The following is a 22249-nucleotide window of genomic DNA, read 5'->3' on the forward strand; positions in this document are numbered from 1 at the left end:
ATGGCAGAAATTAATCCAGCTGAAATTTCAGCAATATTAAAAAAACAAGTAGAAGGTTTTGAATCGGGTGCAACATTAGAAGAAGTAGGAACCGTTCTTCAGGTAGGTGATGGTATCGCTCGTGTTTACGGGCTATCAAACGCTCAATACGGTGAGTTAGTACAATTCGACAACGGATTGGAAGCCATCGTTTTGAACCTAGAAGAAGACAATGTTGGAGTGGTACTTTTAGGACCATCTACCGGGATTAAAGAAGGTTCTACTGTTAAAAGAACGCAACGTATTGCATCTCTTAAAGTAGGCGAGCAAATTGTAGGTCGTGTGGTAAACACTCTTGGAGAACCAATCGATGGTAAAGGTCCAATCGGTGGCGAATTATACGAAATGCCATTGGAAAGAAAAGCGCCTGGAGTTATCTTCCGTCAACCAGTAACGGAGCCATTACAAACGGGAATCAAATCTATCGATGCCATGATTCCAGTAGGAAGAGGACAAAGAGAGTTGGTAATAGGTGACCGTCAAACAGGTAAAACTACCGTTTGTATTGATACTATTTTGAACCAAAAAGAATTCTACGATGCGGGCCAACCCGTATTTTGTATCTATGTGGCGATAGGACAAAAAGCATCAACAGTAGCCAATATTGCTAAAACATTAGAAGAAAAAGGCGCTATGGCTTACACTACAATTGTAGCAGCTAACGCTTCAGATCCAGCACCAATGCAGGTTTATGCGCCAATGGCCGGAGCTGCAATCGGAGAATATTTTAGAGATTCAGGTCGTCCTGCTCTAATTATTTATGATGATTTATCAAAACAAGCAGTAGCTTACCGTGAAGTTTCTCTTTTATTAAGAAGACCACCGGGTCGTGAGGCATATCCTGGAGACGTATTCTACTTGCACTCTCGTTTATTAGAAAGAGCATGTAAAGTTATTGCTGATGACGGAATTGCAAAAGACATGAACGATTTACCAGATGCCTTAAAAGGAATTGTAAAAGGTGGAGGTTCATTAACCGCTTTACCAATTATCGAAACGCAAGCGGGTGACGTTTCTGCGTATATCCCAACTAACGTAATTTCGATTACTGACGGACAGATTTTCTTGGATGGTGATTTGTTTAACTCAGGGGTTCGTCCAGCGATTAACGTAGGTATTTCGGTATCTCGTGTGGGTGGAAACGCTCAAATTAAATCGATGAAAAAAGTTGCGGGTACCTTAAAATTAGACCAAGCTCAATTCCGTGAATTGGAAGCGTTTGCAAAATTTGGTTCTGATTTGGATGCTGTTACTTTAAACGTAATCGAAAAAGGTAGAAGAAACGTTGAAATCTTGAAACAAGCAGTAAACGATCCGTATACTGTAGAAGATCAGGTTGCCATTATCTATGCAGGTTCTAAAAACTTGTTGAGAAGCGTGCCTGTAAATAAAGTAAAAGAGTTCGAAAGAAGTTATATCGATTTCTTAAACAATAAGCACAGAGATGTTTTAGATGCTTTGAAAGCAGGTAAATTGGATGACAAAATTACCGACGTTTTAGAAAGCGTAGCGAAAGAACTTTCTGCTAAATACTAGCCCCACCAAGCCTCCCCAAAGGGGAGGAGTTTGGAACAATAAAGTTATTAATAATGTAAGACAAATACCCTCGTGAGTCTCCCTCCCCTTTGGGGAGGGTTGGGGAGGGGCTTAAAATGGCAAACTTAAAGGAAATACGTAATCGAATTAGTTCCGTTTCATCTACGATGCAAATTACATCGGCGATGAAAATGGTTTCTGCTGCAAAGCTGAAAAAAGCTCAAGATGCTATTACAGCGATGCGACCTTATGCCGAAAAACTAACCGAACTTTTACAAAATGTAAGCGCAACTTTGGATGGAGATGCCGGAGGAGAATTTACGGCACAACGCGAAGTAAATAAAGTTTTAATTGTAGCGATAACATCAAACAGAGGTTTAGCAGGTGCATTTAATACGAATGTTATCAAGCAAGCTAAAGAAGTTGCTGAGAGTTACGCAGGAAAACAAGTAGATATTTTTGCTATTGGTAAAAAAGGAAACGACATTTTAAGAAAAACTACTACGGTTATTGAGAACAAAAGCGAAATATTTGACGAATTAACTTTCGAAAGAGTATCTCAAATTGCAGAAGCATTAACCGAAAAATTTGTTTCTGGCGACTATGATAAAATTGAATTGATTTACAACCAATTTAAAAATGCGGCTACTCAAATCGTTCAGGTAGAACAATTTTTACCGTTGGCACCAATTCAATCAGACGTTCCTGCTTCAACAGGGGATTATATCTTCGAACCATCTAAAGAAGAAATTGTAATGACGTTAATTCCAAAATCATTGAAAACACAATTATATAAAGCCATAAGAGATTCATTTGCGTCTGAACACGGAGCGCGTATGACGGCAATGCACAAAGCAACCGATAACGCAACGGAGTTGAGAAACCAATTGAAATTAACCTACAACAAAGCGCGTCAAGCTGCCATTACCAATGAGATATTGGAGATTGTTGGTGGTGCAGAGGCATTGAAAGGATAATTTTCAAAATAATATTTTACCAAAAAGAGTCAACTCGCGTTGGCTCTTTTTTTATACTTTTAAATAAAAATTCCAAAATGGAAATCAGAGAACTTTCATCGCTTGAACAAATCCTCGAACAATTTGAGACCATCCAATTGCTGTATCCCAATATGGCAATCGAACGTTATAAATCTTTCCTCGAAGACATGATTCCCAAAAGTTACAAACAAGTAGCCGTTTTTGATGGGAAAATTTGTGTTGGTTTAACTGGCTTTTGGTTTGGAACCAAATTATGGACTGGAAAATATATCGAAATTGACAACTTTATTGTCCATCCAGACTATCGTAAAAAAGGAATTGGCAAATTAATTTCAAATTATATTGATGAAAAAGCAGCCGAATTAAATTGTACTTGTATTGTTCTTGATGCCTTCACTGGAAATTTTCCTGCCCATCGTTTTTATTACAATCAAGGTTATGTGCCTCGTGGGTTTCATTTTATCAAAACTATTGACGAAAATGGATTTTCATAATCTAATAAAAACCTATTTTTGTTTCATTAAAGAAAACCACCTTGAGTTTATATAAAAATCTCTTTAAACAAACCTTAATTTACGGATTAGCAACCGTTATTCCCAGGTTAATCAGTTTTATCCTGAATCCCCTTTATGTACTTTATCTGCCTGATAAAAGCAAGATGGGTGAAGTGTCTGTGATTTTTGCTTATTTGGTTTTCTTTAATGTAGTCTTGTCCTATGGAATGGAAACCTCATTTTTCAGGTTTTACAATTCGGAAGACAATAAGAAGAGTGTCATTTCCACCTCGACAATTTCACTGTTTTGGTCGTCCTTAGGATTCTTAGTGTTAGGATTATTATTCCGAAATGCCTTAGCCAGTTGGTCCGATATTAAGGTTGAATATATCACCTATACGATATGGATTTTAACACTTGATGCTTTAGCCATAATTCCATTTTCCAAACTTCGCGCAGAGCGAAAACCCATAAAGTATGCTGCGATAAAAATTGGAAATGTTTCTATAAGTTTACTTTTGACGTTGTTTTTCCTAGCAATTTTACCCAAATTGGTAGCCAATAATCCCGATGGCATATTCAGTACGATTTATTTTAAAAATTATCAGATTGGGTATATTTTTATTTCTTTCATTGTGGCTAGCTTGGCTACATTTCTGGTATTGATTCCAAATTACACCAAAATTGCATGGAACTTTGATAAAGCACTTTGGAAAAAAATGATGACTTATGGACTTCCAATCTTATTCGCAGGAATAGCCTTTGCCATCAACGAACATTTTGACAAAATCCTTTTAGATTGGATGCACGTTCCGCTTTCAGAAATCGGGGCATATTCTGCCTGTTATAAAATTGGGATGTTTATGGTACTTTTCAGAACTGCTTATAGTTTGGGCATTGAACCGTTTTTTTTTAGTCATGCTAGCAATGAAAACGCACAACATACTTATGCGACTATAACAAAATATTTTGTGATTTTTGGCTCGTTCATTAGTTTGTTTGTGATTGTTTTTGCCGATTTACTGAAACAGGTTTTGGTGCCAAATGATACTTATTGGGATGCGATGAAAGTGGTTCCGTTAATTGTTTTGGCTAATTTCTTTCTTGGTATTTACACTAATCTTTCTGTGTGGTATAAACTTATAGATAAGACTAAAATAGGCGCTTATATTTCATTAATTGGCGCAGCAATAACATTGATTCTGAACTGGATTTTAATTCCGACCATGTCTTATTATGGCTCGGCCATTGCAACTATTGCGGCCTATGGCAGCATGATGATTATTTCCTATCAGTTAGGTCAAAAAAACTATCCGATTCCCTATGAAATGAATGTTATTTTGAAATACTTAGGAATTACGATTTTGTTTTCCGCTATTTCGTTTTATATCCCAATTTTAAGAGAAAATTATTTAGTTAAGCTAGTTTTACTATCGTTATTTTTATATTTTATTTATCGCAACGAAAAAGAAACCTTACTTAAAATCATTAAAAGAAAAAATAAATAACCTTCGAGTCTTAGTGACTTTGTGGCAAAACATAGAATATGCAAATAAAAATCATCAATAAATCGCAACACGATTTACCCAATTACGAAACCATTGCGTCAGCCGGAATGGATTTAAGAGCGAATTTGGTTGAACCAATAGAATTAAAATCATTAGAAAGAGCCATCGTAAAAACGGGACTTTTTATTGAATTGCCAATTGGATACGAAGCGCAAGTAAGACCAAGAAGCGGTTTAGCTGCTAAAAAAGGAATTACCGTTCTCAATTCTCCGGGAACGGTTGATGCCGATTATCGCGGAGAAATTGGTGTGATTTTAGTAAATTTATCGAATGAAAATTTTGTCGTAGAAAACGGCGAAAGAATTGCGCAATTAATTATCGCCAAACACGAACGCGCGGAATGGGTTTCAGTTGAAGAATTGTCTGAAACAACTCGTGGCGAAGGTGGTTTTGGAAGTACAGGAGTGAAATAGTAATCAGTGTTCAGTAATTAGTAGGCAGTTTCAGTCTTAATACTTAATACTCAAATCTTAATACAATTTTTATGAAAATAATAGTACCCATGGCAGGTCGCGGTTCCAGATTAAGACCACACACTTTAACCATCCCAAAACCCTTAATTCCCATAGCAGGAAAACCAATCGTTCACCGATTGGTAGAAGATATTGCTGGTGTTTTAAATCAGAAAATTGATGAAGTAGCGTTTGTCATCCACGAAAGTTTTGGTAAAAAAGTAGAAGAAGATTTGATTGCCATTGCTCAAAAATTAGGAGCAAAAGGAACGATTTACTATCAAAATGAAGCATTAGGAACGGGTCATGCCATTATGTGTGCCAAAGATTCTTTGATCGGACCAGCGGTTATTGCTTATGCAGACACATTAATTCGTGCTGATTTTGATTTAGATAAAACTGCCGATAGTGTAATTTGGGTTAAACAAGTGCAGCAACCCGAAGCTTTTGGCGTAGTTAACTTAAATACGAAAGGAGAAATTATTGAGTTAGTAGAAAAGCCAAAAGAGTTTGTTTCCGATTTAGCGGTAATAGGTATTTATTATTTTAAAGATGTAGCCGTATTGAGAAACGAACTTCAAGCGGTATTGGATAATAACATTATTCATGGTGGCGAATATCAAATAAATGACGGAATTAAACAAATGATGGTAAAAGGCATGAAATTTGTGCCGGGCAAGGTCGATGAATGGATGGATTGTGGCAATAAAGATGTAACAGTTGAAACGAATTCGAGAATGTTAGGTTTTTTACATAAAGACGGAGAAAACCTAGTTTCAGACAATGTGCGTCTTGAAAATGCTACTATTATTCCGCCCTGTTTTATTGATGAAGATGTTGCGATAATCAATTCAATCGTTGGTCCAAATGTATCACTCGGAAAAGGAACACACCTTATCGATTCAAAAATCAAAAACAGTTTGGTTCAAACGCATGTTCATATTAAAAATGCCAAATTAGATAACGCCATGATTGGAAATCATGTAAATTTTAACGGTGATTTTACTAGTATTAGTATCGGAGATTACTCTGTTTTAGAATAATTCGAGAACTGAAAATAATTCAGCTAAAATGTATAAAATAAGAATTTATTGTTTATTGTTTTTTGGAATGGCTATCATTCCAAATGTTATTGTGGCACAAAATGAACCCAATAACGATGTGGTTACAATGGATGATGGATTTGAAGATTTATTTTATGAAGCGATACAACATAGAAGTATTGAGAACTATGATAAAGCGATAATAGCTTTAGAAAAAGGCATTGCCATTCAACCCGAAAACCCTGTGATTTATTTTGAATTAGGGAAGAATTACTTAGCCCAAAAAAAGTATAAAGAAGCGTATGATAACTTTGAAAAAGTTACCAAAATGGACCCAAAAAACAGATGGGCTTGGGTTGGGATGTATGATGTTTGTTATGACACTCACGATTTTAATCAAGCAATTGTGATAGTCGAAAAATTGATACCGTTCAAGGAAGATTACAAAGAAGACTTGACATCGTTGTATATGAAAACACAACAGTTTGACAAGGCATTAGATTTAATAAACGAATTAAACACAAAATTTGGAAAGTCAGATAAACGCGAATTATATAAAGCCGATATTCTAAAAGAAGCAAAATACCAATCCTCAGAAAAATTTAATTTGCTAGATCAAATAAAGAAATTTCCAAAAGACGAATCCAATTATATTGCGTTGATTTATTTATATTCTCAAAGTAATCAAGAAGAGAAAGCTCTAGAAATTGCCAGAAAATTAGAAAAGGAAATCCCAACTTCTGATTGGGCTCAAGTTAGTTTATTCAAATTTTATTTGAATAATAGTGACGGTGACAATGCGGTGAAAGCCATGAATATTGTTTTTCCGAGTAAAAAAATAGATTCTAAAATTAAGCACCGTATGCTCAATGAGTTTTTACTTTTTACTAAAAATAACCCAAAATACGAGCCCGATTTAGACAAAGCGTTAGTCTATTTTGAAAATGATAAAGAAATTAGAGTCGCAAAAGAAATAGGCAAATTTTATTATTCGAAAAGTAATTGGGCTCAAGCCATCAAGTATTTCGAAATGCATTTATTAGATAAAGAAGACGATGTTGAAACCCAACTTTTAGTAATGCAAGCCTATACCGAAAAGCAACAATTTGATGTTTTAGCAAAAAAGGCGGATAATTTGACACAACTTTTTCCAACACAACCTCAGTTTTATTATTACGCTGGATTGGCAAATAATCAGTTAAAGAATTTTAAAAGAGCTATATCTATACTAGATTCAGGTATTGATTTTGTTGTTGATGATGCAGCATTAGAAATAAATTTTATCATTCAATTAGGTGAAGCTTACTCAGGTTTAGGCGATGTATCTAAGAAGGAAAAGTATTTTAAAAAAGCTAACGAACTAATACAAAAGCAAAAGAAATAATGAATAAAGGATTAAAGGTTCTTAGGGTTATTTCGATTTACTTTACGTGTTTACTGTTGCTGGTATCATGTAAGTCAAAAGCAGTTCTCGTTGGTACCAAACCTTCTACGAATACAGATAGTATAATTACATCTGAAAAAATCATTCAAAATCACTATAATAATAAAATTAATTTTTCAACGTTATACATTAGAGCTAGTGCAAAATACAAGCATGAAGATGATTCACAAAGTGTTTCAGCAGAAGTTAAAATAAAAAAAGACGAGCAAATATTAGTTAGTATTCGCGTTTTGGGAATAACTATGGCTAAAGCACTGATTACCCCTTTGGAAGTAAAATATTATGAAAAAATAAATGGTTCTTATTTTGAAGGCGATTATCAATCTTTGAGTCAATGGCTTGGAACCGATTTAGATTTTATGAAAATACAAAATATGCTTCTTGGCAAGCCTATAGATGATTTGACAAAAGGCAAGTATTTTTATACAGAAACGGATAAATTTTATACGTTGAATGCGACTGAAAAGAATGATGAAAAATCTTTTTCTTTTGAAGCAGAACATTTTTTACTAAAAAAACAAGAAATTAGCCAACCAGAAAAGGAACGGAATTTTGAGGCAAATTACCCCAGTTTTCAAGAATTTGCTTCAGCAATATTACCGTCAAGTTTGACTATAAATGCTTTTCAGAAAAATGTAAAGACAACCATAATTATAGAGTATAATTCGATTTTGTTTGACGAAGAATTAAATTTTCCTTATAGTGTTCCAAATGGTTACGACAGAATTTTTATTAAACAGAATTGAAAAAACAACCCGAAAAATGCCAAAATCTTTTTTAACTCTACTCGTATTCTTTTGCTTCACATTAAAAATGTGGAGTCAACCTCCAACGCAAGAAGAACTCGAAAACAGAAAAGCTAAAATTCAGATGGAAATTCAGGAAAAAGAGCAACTGTTGAAATCTGTAAAAAATAAAGAGAAATCTGTTCTTACGCAGATGTCTATTCAAAAAGAAAAAATTGGATTAAAAGAAAAACTAATAAAAACTACCGAAAAACAAACAAAGTTGTTAAATAATGATATTTATATTAATCAGGTTAAAATCAATCAACTTAACAAAGAGTTAGAACAGTTAAGAAAAGATTATGCCGCCATGATTTTAAAATCGTATAAAAGCCGATCGGAACAAAGTCGAGCCATGTTTTTATTATCTTCAGAAAACTTTTTGCAAGCCTATAAACGGGCTCAATATATGAAGCAATATGCGAGTTATCGAAAAATGCAAGGGCAAGAAATTGAAGTAACTACAAAGCAACTTAAAGGGTATACCAATCAAATAGTAATTCAAAAGACCGAAAAAGAAAAACTAATCAAAGAAAATGAAAAAGAGAAAGAAGAACTTGTAAAAGAGAAAAAAGAGCAAGAAAAAATAGCACTTCAAATTCAAAAAGAAAAAGGCAAAATCTCAGCTGAAATTAAGAAAAAGCAACAAGAAACGAAAAAGATTGATGCTCAAATTCAAAAATTAGTTCGAGAAGCCATTGCCGCCGCCAATAGAAAAACGGCCGCCGCTAACGTAAAAGCAAATCCTAAAATTACAGCAACCGAAAAGAAAGCTATTGAATCATCCACGAAAATTATACTAACACCAGAAGGGAAAATAGTATCCGATAATTTTAAAGCGAATAAAGGCAGATTGCCTTGGCCTGTTGAAAAAGGAGCTATTTCTCTCGGCTATGGCGACCAACCACATCCGGTATTTAAATCATTAATGATTCATAATAGCGGAATTGAAATCTCAACCGAAAGCGGCTCAAATGCTAGAACTGTTTTTTCAGGCGAAGTGGCTCAAGTGCAGCAAATAACACCACTTAAGAAAGCAGTTTTGATTAAACACGGAGACTTTTTTACCATTTACCAAAACTTAAGTTCAGTAAATGTTCAAGTGGGCGATAAAGTATCGGCAAAACAAATTTTAGGAAAAATTAGAACCGATGCTGACGGACAAACAATTCTTAAATTTTTGGTATCTCAAAACTCGGTATATTTTAATCCGACAAGCTGGTTGAGTGGGAGATAAAAAAAATTGATTTAAATTTTCTTCAACAAAACCTTTTCTTGAGTAAATTGATACGCTGCATCTAAGAATACTATGATCTTGCTCCAATTTGAGTTTGGCTCGTAGTATTTTTTATAATGTTTAAATGTTTTGATGACCAATTGATTTCCTTTTACTTCAGCAGAAGAAGTAAATCCTCCTGTTTCGTTTTCAACTTTTTTATTTAGTTTTTCCAATCCAGAAACTGCATATCCAGTTGGAATTTCTAAGACAATTTCATTATCAAAAGAACGTGGATAAACCATGTAAATATTGTTCTTTCTGTCTTTTTCTTTTTGGTCAATTTCTATTTGAGAAGTCAATAGTTTACCAATTTCAATCAAATATTTATCACCTGCTTTTTTGATTAAATTGTTTTTAATAGTAAAATTTTCCTCAATCTCAAATGCCGATTTTTTTCCGTAACGCCCCGTATTTTTGATTTCAAACTTGAAATCATCAACATCAAAATCGTATTCCTCTTCTGTTGATTTTTCGAATGCTTCTTTTTGTTTATCCTTCATCTTGTTTACCAAGGCATTCAGTTCATTGGTATATTGCTCTTTCTTCTTTTTATTTTTCACATACTCTAAAAGCTGAATCGTGCCATATTTTTTATAATCTTCGTATACATAATCATAGAAATTAAATTTTTCTTTTTGCTCACTTTCTTTTAAATGTCCAAGAAAAGAAGATTCTCTTTTTACCGTAAAACCTGTAAAATCGTCAAGTTTCAAAGTGGTTTTGCTTTTATAACTGTTTTCCTGATAAGTACTAGAGGGAAGCACAACTGTTGAAGCATCGGTTACTCGTTTTCCTTTAGAAACTTCTAAGACATACGCTTTAGAGTTTTCTATCTTTGAATCAATCTGATCGGCACTGGTGTAAGGCGAAAAATATTCTAAATATACTGGAATTTTGGTGTTCACTCGAATCAATTTTGTTACATTTCCTTGTATCAACAAATCATCAATAGAGCCATTATATCTTGGGGTAGCAACAATAATATCATAATCGATTTCATTCTTTTTCAAGAAATACATGAAATAGTTGATAAATGATTCTTCCTGACTAAAGAATATGGGATTGTATCCATAATATTCAAAAGGATAAAAAAGTTTGGCTTCATTTACCACAAAAGCCTCTATATATCGAGTGTAATATTCATGTCGGCAGAAGTAATACACCTCACGAACTTTTTCTTCCTCATTAGCAAAAGATTTGCCTTTTAGGAAATCTTTAATTGGACCTAAATCACCCGACGGTAAAAATTTTTTGTTGTAATAATCATAAATGTCTTCTTTGGCAACCGTTTTTTTAATCACTTTTTCACTATCGGATAAAAAGCCGTCCGCTAATTTTTCAAATTTTCCAGAACGAGCAAAAATCACCTGAAACTTATAGCAGGGCAATTCAGCAAAAGGATAAAACCAACGAGGAAATTCATTCTTTTCAATGTTTTTTTCTACCAATTCATAACTTCTTTCGCCACTGTTTTTGGTTGGAATTTGTTTTAAATCTGGTGCGCCATTATACGTATTGAAATTCACAAAAAAATCATTTTCAGTATCTAAAGTAATCTTCAAATCCATCGTTGGATACACATCGCCCAAAGGAGTTTCAACCGCTTCAAAAGTGTAATCATAAACCGATTTGAATGGTTCAATACTATAAAAATAGTAATCAAGAATGTCACCAACTTCCAAATTTGGGATGGCTAATTTTTGTTCGCCATTTACTTCTTTTGATTCTTTTTCGGCATCAATTTCTATTTCTTTTCCATCTGGCTTAACCACTTTTACGCCAATGAAATTTGTTCCTCTGCGCCAAAATCCACTTCCGTATGCTTTGTTCGAATAGAACTTGGTTTTATAAGAAAACTGAGAAAACTCAGTAACTGCGGCTTGATCTAAAAGCTTAACTCTTTTTCTGATACCCGAAGTATAGGTGACATTGGTGCCAAATTTATGATAGTTATAATGTTCTCTTTTATGAATAAGTACTGCCGATTCATTTTTCCATTTATCAGGAATGGTATTGGCTTTTTTGAATTCATCTTTTGCGCCCCAAAAAAACTCTTTCACTTCTTTTTTATCTTGAGCTAGTATCGAAGTGGTTACTAATAGCAAAAGGAATAACAGTTTGGTTTTCATTTGATTTGATTTTTATTTGGATAAAGTAATCTGCTGGTTATAATTATCGATTAGTTTTTTATTGAAATCATTCCATTTTTCAATTTCATTGGCTTTAATACAACCATTTTTAAATAAGAACGTTTTTTTATAGACAATCTCTTTTCCTGTGTTTTGAAAGCTGATGTTAACATCAAAATTATTTTCTTTAATCACCAAATTTGATGGTATTTTGGTCACTTTGTATCCGTCAGGAATTTTCAATGTTATTTCCGAATTGAAATAGGTTTTATAATCCATTTCATAATCTACTTTTCGGTCTTTTAATTCGAAACTTTTATACTCATTCATAAAATCTAAATCAACATAAATCTCATCATCAAAAAAGGAAACTTTATTTGATAGGGCTATAGTATAATCAAGTGTCAAAGCTATATCTCTGTTTGTAAAATCACTGGTTTTTATGTCATTGACCTGAATATCTTTTTTTTGTCTGGATAAAAAGCCATTTAAACGCTCTTTCTTTTTATTGGTTTCAAAACTATTGTAAATGTTTAAAAATTGCGTTTTGCTTTCGCCTAAAAAACTTTTGCTGCACGAACCAATCATCTTCTCGTTTTCGAGACTTAATGTGGCTTTAAATATTTCCTTGTTAGCATCAGCAGTTCCGCTGGGAACTTTTTCAATAATACATTTGTCACCATCTTCTATCATCACTTCTTTGTTTTGAATACGCTCTGCATAATCGCCCAATGAATTGAATTTTTCGGTGCCATCAAGGTAAATCTTTTTGCCTTTGTGAATCAAGGTACAAATCATGTGATTGTCTACTGCCAATGATGGAGTTCTATAATCATAAACAATGTGTTTGGTTCCAATCCAGGTAAGTCGTGCATCAAAACCCGCTACTTTAAGCATTTGCTTAATCAAGTTAGCCATTCCTTTACAATCGCCATATCTTTTTGTAAAAACATTATTGGATTCGTCAGGTTTAAATCCCGCAAGACCATCTTCAAAAGCGATATAACGAATATTGTCTTGAACCCAATAATAGATGTTTTTAATTTTCTCATCATCAGTTTTAGCATTCGCCGTGAGTTCAGTAACCTTAGCTTTAAGAACATTAGTGTCGTCTTTCATCATCAAGATTAACGAATGATACCATTTGTACAAATCATTATAATCTCTAAACAAGGGTGTTTTTGTTCCTTCTTTGGTGAATGATTTAGCTAAAACTAAAATATGCGGATAAATATAACTTCTTCCCGGAGTTTCTTCTTCTTTATAAACTGCCGGAACATCGTCAAAGGTATATGTAATGTGTGTGATGTTATTTTCCTGAGTTGTTGTTTTGGTAATTTTGAAGCCTTCAAAATGGAATTCTTTTAACTCAACTTCGAGCCAATTTGGAATATCAAAAGTGATTTTTTTCTTTAAAATTGGGTATTCATCATTAAAATATAATGCTGTGAAATATTTGACATCTTCATACTTTTTCTGCATTTCATATTTATAGTTGTATCCCTGAACAGGAAAATCAACGTTGATGTATTTTACTTTAGCGTCGTTATAAAATAAATCCTTGTCTTTATAAAATTCATCGGTTACGAGAAATTGTGCGGTTTTGTCATTGCGGTATTTCATCGAGAAAGTCTGAATGCTCGATTCACTGTTATAGAATTCATATTTATGAATGTTTGCACGATAATTAATGTTCATCAAATTCTCTTTAGAATTATGATTTACAATTACTTTCCCGTCTTTTTTGTTTAAATCAAAAGAAATAAAATCGCTGCTTTCAAGGATGGCAATATCATCTTTAGCATATATTTCTCTTAATTTTTTCGCTTTGTTAATGTCTTCAGGAGTTGGATCAATGCTCTTTTGTGCCTCAGCAACATTCACAAAAAAGCATAAAAAACCCAACAGGAGTTGAATGGTTTTCATTTTTCAGAATTTTTCGAAATATACTGCTTTTTATATAAAAATAAGAATATTATAAAAACAATGCCTTCAATTCGGTTGCATCGTGTGGTTTCATTTTTCCAGCCAAGACCAAACTCAACTGTTTTCTTCGTAAAGCAGCGTCATATCTCGACTTTTCTTCTTCGGTTTGTGGGTCTATTGGTGGCACAGGAACAGGACTTCCCATTTCGTCGACAGCTACAAAAGTATAAATGGCTTCGTTTGCCTTGGTTTTGTTTCCTGATTCTCTATCTTCTATCCAAACATCTAGAAAAATCTCCATAGAAGAGGTAAATGCACGCGACACTTTCGCTTCAACTGTTACCACACTTCCCAAAGGAATAGCTCTATTAAACGCAACGTGATTAACCGAAGCCGTAACGGTAATTCTACGCGAATGTCTTCGTGCCGCAATACTTGCCGCTCGGTCCATTCGGGCTAATAATTCGCCACCAAAAAGATTGTTCAACGGATTGGTTTCGCTTGGCAACACCAAATCGGTTAAAATGGTCAATGATTCAGAAGGATGTTTTGGGCTCATACTTTTTTTGGCAAAGGTAATAACAGTATATAAAAAATCCCGATTAATCGGGATAAATTTATTCTGATTCAATAAGAAGCCAAGCGTCTTTATTATCTAATTTTCGGATGTCTTTCATGGCTTGATGTGCTTCTGCATAACTTGCATAACTTCCGTAAAGAACAGGAAACAATCCATGCTTGTTTGGCGCTAATCGTTTGGCTTTTGTAAAGCCTAATTTTAAGAGTCTTTGATAGTGTTCTTCGGCATTATTTTCAATTCTAAAAGCGCCAGCAACCACACAAAAAGGCGTTTTTTCTGCCGGAACAGTTAGTGTTACAGATGGCAGTGGATTTGAAATATAAAACGTAGCTTCTTGAATTTTTTGATTTACTTTTTTCTGAACATTGGTTTGTACTATAAGTGTCTCTTCGGCAATTTTTTTCTCATAGTATTTATAACTCAAAGTTCCTGCAATTCCAGCAGTTAACAAAAAGACTGCCGCATATTTCAATACGGTATAGTTTCTTTTCTTTTCGGGAGTAAAAATGATTGGCGCAGTTTCTTCGAGTTGTTCAACTTCTTCTTTGTAAGTCTCACGATAAACGTCACGCTTTACACTTGGGGAAACAAACGAACTCAATCCGAATGAATCTTTCAAATAATTAATTTGATCAACAGGAACAAAAACGATGTTTCTTTCTGAATTTAATGAAAAGTCACCAATGTTTTTAACAGAGAAATTTCCAAATTCCTGAATTTTGGTTTTCCAAAGCGATACTTCATTTTGAATAGTATTTATCGCTATTTCATAGGATATTTTTTCAGCTTCAGCCAAATGATTTGCCAATAATCCATCATTGCTTTTGATGAACGGATTGAACGAAATTATTTTTTTTGGCGGATAAAAAGAATGAGCGTTTTCGTCCAATTGTGCCGACTTGTATTCCGTCAGAAACGCACCAAATCCCGGTACGGTAACACATTGATAACGATATAATAATTGGGAAATGTATTGCTCAATCTTCATGTCAACAAATTTAGAGAAACAATAATAGTATCAAAAAAAAAATGACAGAATTTATTAACAATCCCAAGAAAAAATTAGTAATTTGCGTAGTAAATTACTGATATGAATCCGACAGAACTTTTTAATATTTTGGCTTTATTAAAAGTAGAAAGTGTTGGCGATATTGTTGCCAAAAAATTGATAAATCATTGCGGTTCAGCTGAAAATGTTTTTCAAACGAAGGGAAATCAGCTAAAATCTATTGATGGAATAGGAGATTCTTTGATTAAAAAGTTAAAGGATAAGACCATTTTTGAAAAGGCAGAACAGGAATTGAAATTTATCGAACAGGAAAAAATAAATATTTTGTATTACCAAAACGAGCAGTATCCCGAACGATTAAAACATTGTATTGACGGTCCGGTTTTGCTTTTCAAATCGGGCAATATAAACCTAGAGAACAGAAAAGTAATTAGCATTGTCGGAACACGTGAAATCACTTCATATGGAACTAATTTTTGTAAAAAACTACTAGAAGATTTAGCGGTTTTTAATCCGATAATCGTCAGCGGATTTGCTTATGGCGTTGATATTATTGCGCATCAAGCAGCAATGGAGAATAAGCTGCAAACCATCGGTGTTTTAGCACATGGGTTAAACCAAATTTACCCAAAAACCCATAAAAAATATGTGGCTAAAATGGAAGAAAATGGCGGATTTCTAACCGAGTTTTGGAGCAATTCTAATCCAGAGAAAGAAAATTTTGTTCGCCGGAATAGGATAGTAGCCGGAATGAGTGAAGCGACGGTGGTTATTGAAAGTGCCGAAAAAGGAGGTTCATTAATTACTGCATTGATGGCCAATGATTATAATAGAGATGTATTTGCAGTGCCAGGAAGAACGTCGGATAAATTCAGTCAAGGATGCAACGATTTAATCAAAACGCAACGCGCTCACTTGATGACTTCTGCAGCTGATTTGGTTTATATTTTAAATTGGGAGATTGCTACCGATACTCGAAATAACAATTCGGCAATCCAAAAACAATTGTTTGTTTCGCTTGATACTGACGAGCAAAAAATATATGATTATCTTCAAAGAACCGGCAAGCAATTGTTAGATAGTATAGCTCTAGAGTGTGATTTTCCGATTTTTAGAATTTCGTCTTTACTTTTGAATATGGAACTTAAGGGTGTGATTCGCCCATTGCCAGGGAAATTATTTGAAGCCGTATAATTCATTAGAATGCATTACTTTTGTTTTTTAAGAGATTTTATACAGATGAATATAATTGTATTATTAGAATCGATTTCGCTTGACAAATCAGAAATCAATTCGTTAGCTAAAACTGATTTTACCAGAATAAAGAAACAATTAGTTGCTCAAAAGGAACTCAATCCTGAAATTCAAGATGCTGATATTACCAAACTATTAAAAGCATTAAAAACAACCCCAGAATCCTTTCAAGCGATTTTAAACAATAGAATTCTGTTTAATTTTTTTACCAACAAAGAGTATCCAAGATCTCATTTTACTAATGAATTTGAATCTGTTGAAATTGATAAAGTAAAATTATTTGTTCAACAGTTTTTGGGCGAAGAATTGAATTCCTTTTTTATTCAAAATCTAGAATCTAATATCTTTGAAAGAATTGGTATTTTGACAGAAGTGCATAAGTTTTTTCCTGACCAATTGAATTTTATTCTAAAACAGCATGCATTAGATAAATTAGATGATGCTATAAAGATTATAAAACCACCCTACGGTAATTTCTCCAAGATTTTATATATCAAAGACCGCCATTTTTTTTCGTTTCTAAGTCAGATAAAAGATCAGGAAATTGAACAAAAAGTTAAGGATTTGTTTGAGGCAATTACGTCTATTTTTAATCAAGATTCAAATTCGGAATTAGCAAACAAAACCTTTGTAGCCTTCAATAGCTATACTGCTTTTGATGACGGTTTTACTCAAAAAATTAGAAGAAATAAAGACATAGCGGACACTAAATTTGAAGCCTATATACCCAAAAAGAGAAACTTAACCTGGGTTTATGTGGTGGTTGGGCTATTTGTTTTTATTCGGATAGTAGTTTTTTTTAACACACATGATTTTAGTAACTATAGTGATGACGAGGTTATGTATGATGATCAAACAGAATACAAACCAGAGCCTCGAAAAATTGATCGGTACTATACCAACATGAAATATGCCATCGATAGTTTTCAGGTTTTTTTAACGAGTTATAAGGAAACAGACATCAAACAACTGAAACAAAACAGTTCGATAAAAACAGGAGATAATCCATTCGAGACTTTCTATCAAAATCCGCCAAGTGGCGACAGTAATCATTACATTACAGTAACCAATAACACCATCTACGATATGGTTTTGCTCGAAAATGCAGTGCTTTATGATTCTATAAAAATGCCCAAAAGCGCACATTTTATAAAAGCAGGAGATAATCTAGAGATTAACTTTACGAGTAGTTATACCGAAACGATATTTAATTTATATGTAGGTAAAAAATGGGGAACATTTCAAACGGAAACCAATAAGAACTTATTTATAAGAAATCATTCAGTGGTAGAATACCGTTTTAGCGAATTAATTCCGGCAGCAAAAGAAATTTTGAGTTTAGATTATAATTTTATTAATGATGCGGAAATTGCATTTACAAATGGCACTATAAATATAGAATCACAAGGAGCAAGAATTAATCCGTTAGATAAGTTTAAGAAGTAATCTATTTAAACCCCAATTTCTCTCTCACTCTTTGTAAAACGCCATCAGCTACTTTGCTGGCTTTTGAAGCGCCGGCATTTAATAAAGCATCCACTTTGTCTAAATTACTCATATAGTAATTGTACTTTTCTCTTTCGGTTTGAAATTTTGAAATTAGTAACTCAAACAAATCTTGTTTGGCATGACCAAAACCAAAATCTCTATTTGTATTAGCATAATTTATTTTCATTTGGGCAATTTGTTCGGCATTTGCTAATAATTTGTATAAGCCAAAAATTTTACACGTATCCGGGTTTTTGGGTTCTTCCAACGGTGTACTATCGGTTTCAATACTCATAATTTGTTTGCGCAACGCTTTATCTTCTAAAAAAATATTGATGATGTTACCACGCGATTTGCTCATTTTTTGACCATCAGTGCCAGGAACATACATCGTTCTTTCTTGAATTTTTGCTTGTGGAATCACAAATGTTTCTCCCATTTGATGATTAAAACGGGAAGCCACATCACGTGTAATTTCGATATGTTGTAATTGATCTTTTCCAACCGGAACAACATTGGCATCATACAATAAGATATCAGCCGCCATTAACATGGGGTAGGAAAATAAACCAGCGTTTACATCTTCTAATCGATCCGATTTATCTTTAAAAGAATGTGCTAAAGTCAATCGTTGAAAAGGAAAAAAACAACTTAAATACCAAGACAATTCGGCGGTTTGTGGCACATCGGATTGGCGGTAAAAAACAACTTTATTGACATCCAAACCACATGCCAACCAAACGGCTGCTGTGCTATAGGTGTTTTGACGCAGTTCATTTCCGTTTTTTATTTGTGTAATCGAATGCATATCAGCTATAAAAAGATATGATTCGTTTGCAGGATTATTCGATAATTCTATTGCTGGTAAAATAGCACCTAAAATATTTCCTAAATGTGGTGTTCCTGTACTTTGAATTCCAGTTAGTATTTTTGACATAAAATGCTGAATTTAATTTCTCTGAATTCATTTCAGAGTTTCAGTATTGATTTACCGCAAAGTTCGCAAAGTTTTTCGCAAATTTTGCAAAGTTTTTATAAGTTATTTACAATTCTTCGAACACCATTTTTCTTTAAACTGCAACTAATTTTTTTTAAAATTAATTATCGTTACGTTTTAAAAATACACGCAATTTTTTTCTTACTTTAATAACTTATTTGCCTTATATGGTTAATTTTTATACTTATGGTTTATAGTTCAAAATTAGACCTTTGTATTAAAAATTGCATACCTTTCAGTACATTTGACAACATGAGAGCATTGAAAATTGTTTTTTGGACTTTATATCGTATTTGGTTCTACATTTTGATGGCGATTCCGATAATCGTTATGTTTCCGTTTCTTTTTATTTCAATTCTTTCCGAGAAATGGTATCCTTATTTTTTTGTGATGGCTCGGATTTGGGCTAAATTCATTTTGTTTGGCATGGGATTTTATCCAAAAGTAGAAACAGAAGAAGAAATTATACAAGGCAAAAGCTATATGTTTGTCTCCAATCACACTTCAATGACCGACATTATGTTGATGTTGTCGGTAGTAAAAAATCCTTTTGTATTTGTTGGTAAAAAAGAATTAGCAAAAATTCCGCTTTTTGGTTTTTTTTACAAACGCACCTGTATTTTAGTAGATAGAAGTAGTTCTAAAAGCAGAATGGCTGTTTTTGAAAGAGCTCAAAAACGATTAAGTCAAGGATTAAGTATTTGTATTTTCCCTGAAGGTGGTGTTCCAGATGATGAATCTGTTCTTTTAGATGAGTTTAAAGATGGTGCTTTTCGATTGGCAATTGATCATCAAATTCCAATAGTCCCAATTACTTTTGCAGATAACAAAAAGCGATTTTCTTATACTTTTTTTAGTGGCAGTCCAGGAGAAATGCGGGTAAAAATTCACACGTTTTTTGATACACAAAACCAAAACCCAGATTTTAAAAAAGCCATTAAAGAAAAAGTGCGGTTGGTTATCTTAAATCAACTTCAGGCATTTAATTAATAAAAAAAGAGTTCTAATTTGGAACTCTTTTCTAGTTATTGCTCGAAAGCAATAACAACACATCAACCAATTTTAAACAAGTAACAAACTAAAAGTTATAACTGATTCCGCTGTAAACCCCAAAAAAATAGGGTTTAAAATTCCCAGCGTTGGAGTTAAACGTATTCAATTGATATTTTAAAGTAGGCTCGATATTGAACTCAAAAGATTTCAGAAAACTATATTTTACTCCCAATCCAAGATTGGTACTAAAATGAATGTCGTTTAAATTATTGGCTTTACCAAGAAGCATCGAATTAGTATCAGAAACCACAGTAATGGTATTTTCTTGAAGAAAAAGCGTACTAAAACCACCAATAATTTTAACACCAAATTTTTTACTCAAGAGAGTATAGGTCATTTCCACAGGCATTTCTAAATAACCCATTTCCTGTCGGAGAGAACCACTATTTTTATTGGTAAAGGCACTTTCAAATGGCATCATATCGTTTTCTGAAGGACTATTAGTATTGTTTGCAACACTACTTTGGATATGCATCATTTTATTGGAATCAGTTAGTGTAACATTTTTTAGCGATTGAGCTTGAATGCCTGTAAAAAATAATATATCATTAGTATCATAACTCATGTTGACCTTATTTAACCCTGAACGAATAGAAAACTTTTTATTTACAGAATAACTAACACCAACTCCATAACCAACATTGGTATTAAAAGATTTTGAATTATTAGAAAGAGTGGAGTCAATCGGCGAACCATTAGAAACAGAACCTAAAAAAATAGGGGTAACATTTGAGGTTAGTTGCCACCTATTTCTTTTAGATTCCAGTTTCAATTTGCTTTCTTTTTCATTAAGCAATTCTTCCAACACATTGTTAGCAACACTGTTTTTCTGTAAAGTGTCGTTTACTTTCTTTTCAATTTCTTTTGTTTCAATTTTTGAGATACTATTTCCTTTTAAATCATCAAGATTAATGGTTTTTTTATCAACCGTTGTCAGTGTTTCTTGTTTGATTTTCTCATTTAATTTATTTTCAACTAGTTGATCCTTTTGTATGTTATCATTTGAATCTTTTTCAAGAGTTGATTGTTTGTCGGTTTTTTGAACTAATTGATTATTTGTATTTTTAAACACAGGTTCTATTATTGGGGTGCTATCTATTAAATTGTTTTTTGAAGCACTATTATAATTAGGTTTCCTTTCGGAAACTTGTATTTTATTAGAATAGCTGGTTTTTTGAATTCCTTTTCTTTCTTCAGATGAACTTGTAACAATCGCATTTTCAGACGATCCCAGTTGGTTGTCTTTGTTTAATTCGTCAGACGCGTTTTTATTTCTTTTAATTTGATTTTTTTCAGTTATAACTGAATTTTCAATTTGTATGTTACCATTACCATTCACCTTTTTTTGGTTGTTGAACTCAATTTTTGTCTTTTCAGATTTACTTTCGTTCACAACAGGGTTTTCTATTTGATTGCTACTTGTATTAATTGATTTAGAAATTAAAAATCCAATTAAAAAAAGTGCTGCAACACCAGATAATTTCCACCAAAAAGGAACTATCCTTCTTTTCTTTTTCTCATCAAGCTTTGCGGCAATAGCATCCCAAATGTCATCCGAAGGATTCGCTTCGAAGTCTTTGAATTTTTCTTGAAAAAGACGGTCTATGTTTTTTCTTTCACTCATTTTGCAGAAGGAAATGTTGTGTTCTCTTCGTTTTTAAACTGTTCTATTTTATCTTTTAATATCAATCGAGCACGTGATAAATTTGACTTCGATGTTCCAATGTTTATGGAAAGCATTTCGGCAATTTCAGCATGTGAATAATCATCCATTACATACAGATTAAATACGAGTCTGTATCTGTCGGGTAATTCCTGAATTATTTTTAACAAATAATCCAGAGAAATATTTTCGTCATCAATTTCAATTTCTTCATACTTAGTGACATCTTCATTCACTAAACGCAACAATGTTTGTGTCCTATATTGTTGTAACACATGGTTAATCATTACCCTTTTTAACCAACCTTCAAAAGAACCTTTAAACGAAAACTGTTCTATTTTATTAAAAATTAATAAAAACCCATCTTGTAAATTATCTTGAGCCTCACTATAACTGCGCGAATATTTTAAGCAAACAGAAAACAATTTGGACGCGTATAATCGGTATAATTGTTCTTGTGCTTTTCGATCATTTTTTTTGCAATCAATAATGAGTTGATTTAGATCCAATTT

19 protein-coding genes are annotated in these 22249 nt (G+C 33.1%); 12 read left to right on the forward strand and 7 right to left on the reverse strand.

Annotated features, from left to right (window positions below):
• From atpA to ACIQ2L_RS03270, 9 genes are all read left to right on the forward strand, one after another.
• Positions 1-1575 (forward strand): F0F1 ATP synthase subunit alpha, encoded by a 1575-nt coding sequence (atpA, locus tag ACIQ2L_RS03230; RefSeq protein ID WP_396156376.1) that lies wholly within the window; start codon positions 1-3, stop codon positions 1573-1575.
• 116 nt (positions 1576-1691) lie between these two features.
• Positions 1692-2552, forward strand: a complete 861-nt coding sequence (gene atpG / locus ACIQ2L_RS03235; RefSeq protein ID WP_396156378.1) for an ATP synthase F1 subunit gamma — start codon at positions 1692-1694, stop codon at positions 2550-2552.
• A gap of 77 nt (positions 2553-2629) precedes the next feature.
• On the forward strand, positions 2630-3067 hold the full coding sequence (locus tag ACIQ2L_RS03240) for a GNAT family N-acetyltransferase (RefSeq protein ID WP_396156380.1): 438 nt from the start codon (positions 2630-2632) through the stop codon (positions 3065-3067).
• Positions 3068-3108: 41 nt separating this feature from the next.
• The gene (locus ACIQ2L_RS03245) at positions 3109-4575 is read left to right on the forward strand and encodes a lipopolysaccharide biosynthesis protein (protein ID WP_396156382.1); all 1467 of its coding nucleotides are present in this window, start codon (positions 3109-3111) and stop codon (positions 4573-4575) included.
• A gap of 38 nt (positions 4576-4613) precedes the next feature.
• Positions 4614-5048, forward strand: a complete 435-nt coding sequence (gene dut / locus ACIQ2L_RS03250) for a dUTP diphosphatase (RefSeq protein ID WP_396156383.1) — start codon at positions 4614-4616, stop codon at positions 5046-5048.
• A gap of 71 nt (positions 5049-5119) precedes the next feature.
• On the forward strand, positions 5120-6130 hold the full coding sequence (locus ACIQ2L_RS03255) for a sugar phosphate nucleotidyltransferase (RefSeq protein WP_396156385.1): 1011 nt from the start codon (positions 5120-5122) through the stop codon (positions 6128-6130).
• 28 nt (positions 6131-6158) lie between these two features.
• On the forward strand, positions 6159-7514 hold the full coding sequence (locus ACIQ2L_RS03260) for a tetratricopeptide repeat protein (protein WP_396156387.1): 1356 nt from the start codon (positions 6159-6161) through the stop codon (positions 7512-7514).
• A complete protein-coding gene (locus ACIQ2L_RS03265; RefSeq protein WP_396156389.1) occupies positions 7514-8320 on the forward strand; it encodes a DUF4292 domain-containing protein in 807 nt (268 codons plus the stop codon). The genes ACIQ2L_RS03260 and ACIQ2L_RS03265 overlap by 1 nt, the downstream gene beginning before the upstream one ends.
• A gap of 67 nt (positions 8321-8387) precedes the next feature.
• Positions 8388-9596 carry a murein hydrolase activator EnvC family protein gene (locus ACIQ2L_RS03270; protein ID WP_396156390.1) on the forward strand — a complete coding sequence of 403 codons (1209 nt, stop codon included), beginning with the start codon at positions 8388-8390 and terminating at the stop codon, positions 9594-9596.
• 11 nt (positions 9597-9607) lie between these two features.
• Here the strand turns inward: ACIQ2L_RS03270 and ACIQ2L_RS03275 are convergent, their stop codons facing one another.
• From ACIQ2L_RS03275 to ACIQ2L_RS03290, 4 genes are read right to left on the reverse strand one after another with little or no spacing between them, the layout of a single operon-like run.
• Positions 9608-11767, reverse strand: coding sequence for a hypothetical protein (locus tag ACIQ2L_RS03275; RefSeq protein ID WP_396156392.1), 2160 nt, complete (start codon positions 11765-11767; stop codon positions 9608-9610).
• Between the two features lie 12 nt (positions 11768-11779).
• The gene (locus ACIQ2L_RS03280) at positions 11780-13693 is read right to left on the reverse strand and encodes a transglutaminase family protein (protein WP_396156394.1); all 1914 of its coding nucleotides are present in this window, start codon (positions 13691-13693) and stop codon (positions 11780-11782) included.
• Between the two features lie 49 nt (positions 13694-13742).
• Positions 13743-14252: an acyl-CoA thioesterase gene (locus tag ACIQ2L_RS03285; RefSeq protein ID WP_396156396.1), complete on the reverse strand. Its 510-nt coding sequence runs from the start codon at positions 14250-14252 to the stop codon at positions 13743-13745.
• A gap of 58 nt (positions 14253-14310) precedes the next feature.
• Positions 14311-15261, reverse strand: coding sequence for an SPOR domain-containing protein (locus tag ACIQ2L_RS03290; RefSeq protein WP_396156398.1), 951 nt, complete (start codon positions 15259-15261; stop codon positions 14311-14313).
• Between the two features lie 102 nt (positions 15262-15363).
• On the opposite strand from ACIQ2L_RS03290, the gene dprA reads away from it, so the two are divergent.
• Positions 15364-16476, forward strand: a complete 1113-nt coding sequence (gene dprA / locus ACIQ2L_RS03295; RefSeq protein ID WP_396156400.1) for a DNA-processing protein DprA — start codon at positions 15364-15366, stop codon at positions 16474-16476.
• A gap of 45 nt (positions 16477-16521) precedes the next feature.
• On the forward strand, positions 16522-17982 hold the full coding sequence (locus ACIQ2L_RS03300; protein WP_396156402.1) for a hypothetical protein: 1461 nt from the start codon (positions 16522-16524) through the stop codon (positions 17980-17982).
• A gap of 1 nt (position 17983) precedes the next feature.
• Here ACIQ2L_RS03300 and trpS read toward each other — a convergent pair whose 3' ends face one another.
• Entirely contained in the window at positions 17984-18961 is a 978-nt protein-coding gene (trpS, locus tag ACIQ2L_RS03305; RefSeq protein WP_396156404.1) for a tryptophan--tRNA ligase, read from the reverse strand.
• 312 nt (positions 18962-19273) lie between these two features.
• On the opposite strand from trpS, the gene ACIQ2L_RS03310 reads away from it, so the two are divergent.
• The gene (locus ACIQ2L_RS03310) at positions 19274-20011 is read left to right on the forward strand and encodes a lysophospholipid acyltransferase family protein (protein ID WP_396156406.1); all 738 of its coding nucleotides are present in this window, start codon (positions 19274-19276) and stop codon (positions 20009-20011) included.
• A gap of 88 nt (positions 20012-20099) precedes the next feature.
• Here the strand turns inward: ACIQ2L_RS03310 and ACIQ2L_RS03315 are convergent, their stop codons facing one another.
• Positions 20100-21698, reverse strand: a complete 1599-nt coding sequence (locus ACIQ2L_RS03315) for a hypothetical protein (RefSeq protein WP_396156408.1) — start codon at positions 21696-21698, stop codon at positions 20100-20102.
• Positions 21695-22246 (reverse strand): RNA polymerase sigma factor, encoded by a 552-nt coding sequence (locus ACIQ2L_RS03320; protein ID WP_396156410.1) that lies wholly within the window; start codon positions 22244-22246, stop codon positions 21695-21697. Before ACIQ2L_RS03320 ends, ACIQ2L_RS03315 begins: the two co-directional genes overlap by 4 nt.
• Between the last annotated feature and the right edge of the window lie 3 nt (positions 22247-22249).

It is taken from the genome of Flavobacterium sp. (assembly GCF_044369455.1).
In the GTDB taxonomy this organism is placed as follows: domain Bacteria; phylum Bacteroidota; class Bacteroidia; order Flavobacteriales; family Flavobacteriaceae; genus Flavobacterium.

Excerpts from the sequence above, each read along its gene's own strand:
- ACIQ2L_RS03300 (WP_396156402.1), top strand. The coding sequence starts at position 16,522 with ATGAATATAATTGTATTATTAGAATCGATTTCGCTTGACAAATCAGAA.
- trpS (WP_396156404.1), bottom strand. The coding sequence starts at position 18,961 with ATGTCAAAAATACTAACTGGAATTCAAAGTACAGGAACACCACATTTA.
- ACIQ2L_RS03260 (WP_396156387.1), top strand. The coding sequence starts at position 6,159 with ATGTATAAAATAAGAATTTATTGTTTATTGTTTTTTGGAATGGCTATC.
- ACIQ2L_RS03310 (WP_396156406.1), top strand. The coding sequence starts at position 19,274 with ATGAGAGCATTGAAAATTGTTTTTTGGACTTTATATCGTATTTGGTTC.
- atpG (WP_396156378.1), top strand. The coding sequence starts at position 1,692 with ATGGCAAACTTAAAGGAAATACGTAATCGAATTAGTTCCGTTTCATCT.
- ACIQ2L_RS03285 (WP_396156396.1), bottom strand. The coding sequence starts at position 14,252 with ATGAGCCCAAAACATCCTTCTGAATCATTGACCATTTTAACCGATTTG.
- ACIQ2L_RS03255 (WP_396156385.1), top strand. The coding sequence starts at position 5,120 with ATGAAAATAATAGTACCCATGGCAGGTCGCGGTTCCAGATTAAGACCA.
- ACIQ2L_RS03280 (WP_396156394.1), bottom strand. The coding sequence starts at position 13,693 with ATGAAAACCATTCAACTCCTGTTGGGTTTTTTATGCTTTTTTGTGAAT.
- ACIQ2L_RS03290 (WP_396156398.1), bottom strand. The coding sequence starts at position 15,261 with ATGAAGATTGAGCAATACATTTCCCAATTATTATATCGTTATCAATGT.
- dprA (WP_396156400.1), top strand. The coding sequence starts at position 15,364 with ATGAATCCGACAGAACTTTTTAATATTTTGGCTTTATTAAAAGTAGAA.
- ACIQ2L_RS03270 (WP_396156390.1), top strand. The coding sequence starts at position 8,388 with ATGTGGAGTCAACCTCCAACGCAAGAAGAACTCGAAAACAGAAAAGCT.
- ACIQ2L_RS03240 (WP_396156380.1), top strand. The coding sequence starts at position 2,630 with ATGGAAATCAGAGAACTTTCATCGCTTGAACAAATCCTCGAACAATTT.
- ACIQ2L_RS03275 (WP_396156392.1), bottom strand. The coding sequence starts at position 11,767 with ATGAAAACCAAACTGTTATTCCTTTTGCTATTAGTAACCACTTCGATA.
- dut (WP_396156383.1), top strand. The coding sequence starts at position 4,614 with ATGCAAATAAAAATCATCAATAAATCGCAACACGATTTACCCAATTAC.
- ACIQ2L_RS03315 (WP_396156408.1), bottom strand. The coding sequence starts at position 21,698 with ATGAGTGAAAGAAAAAACATAGACCGTCTTTTTCAAGAAAAATTCAAA.
- ACIQ2L_RS03265 (WP_396156389.1), top strand. The coding sequence starts at position 7,514 with ATGAATAAAGGATTAAAGGTTCTTAGGGTTATTTCGATTTACTTTACG.
- atpA (WP_396156376.1), top strand. The coding sequence starts at position 1 with ATGGCAGAAATTAATCCAGCTGAAATTTCAGCAATATTAAAAAAACAA.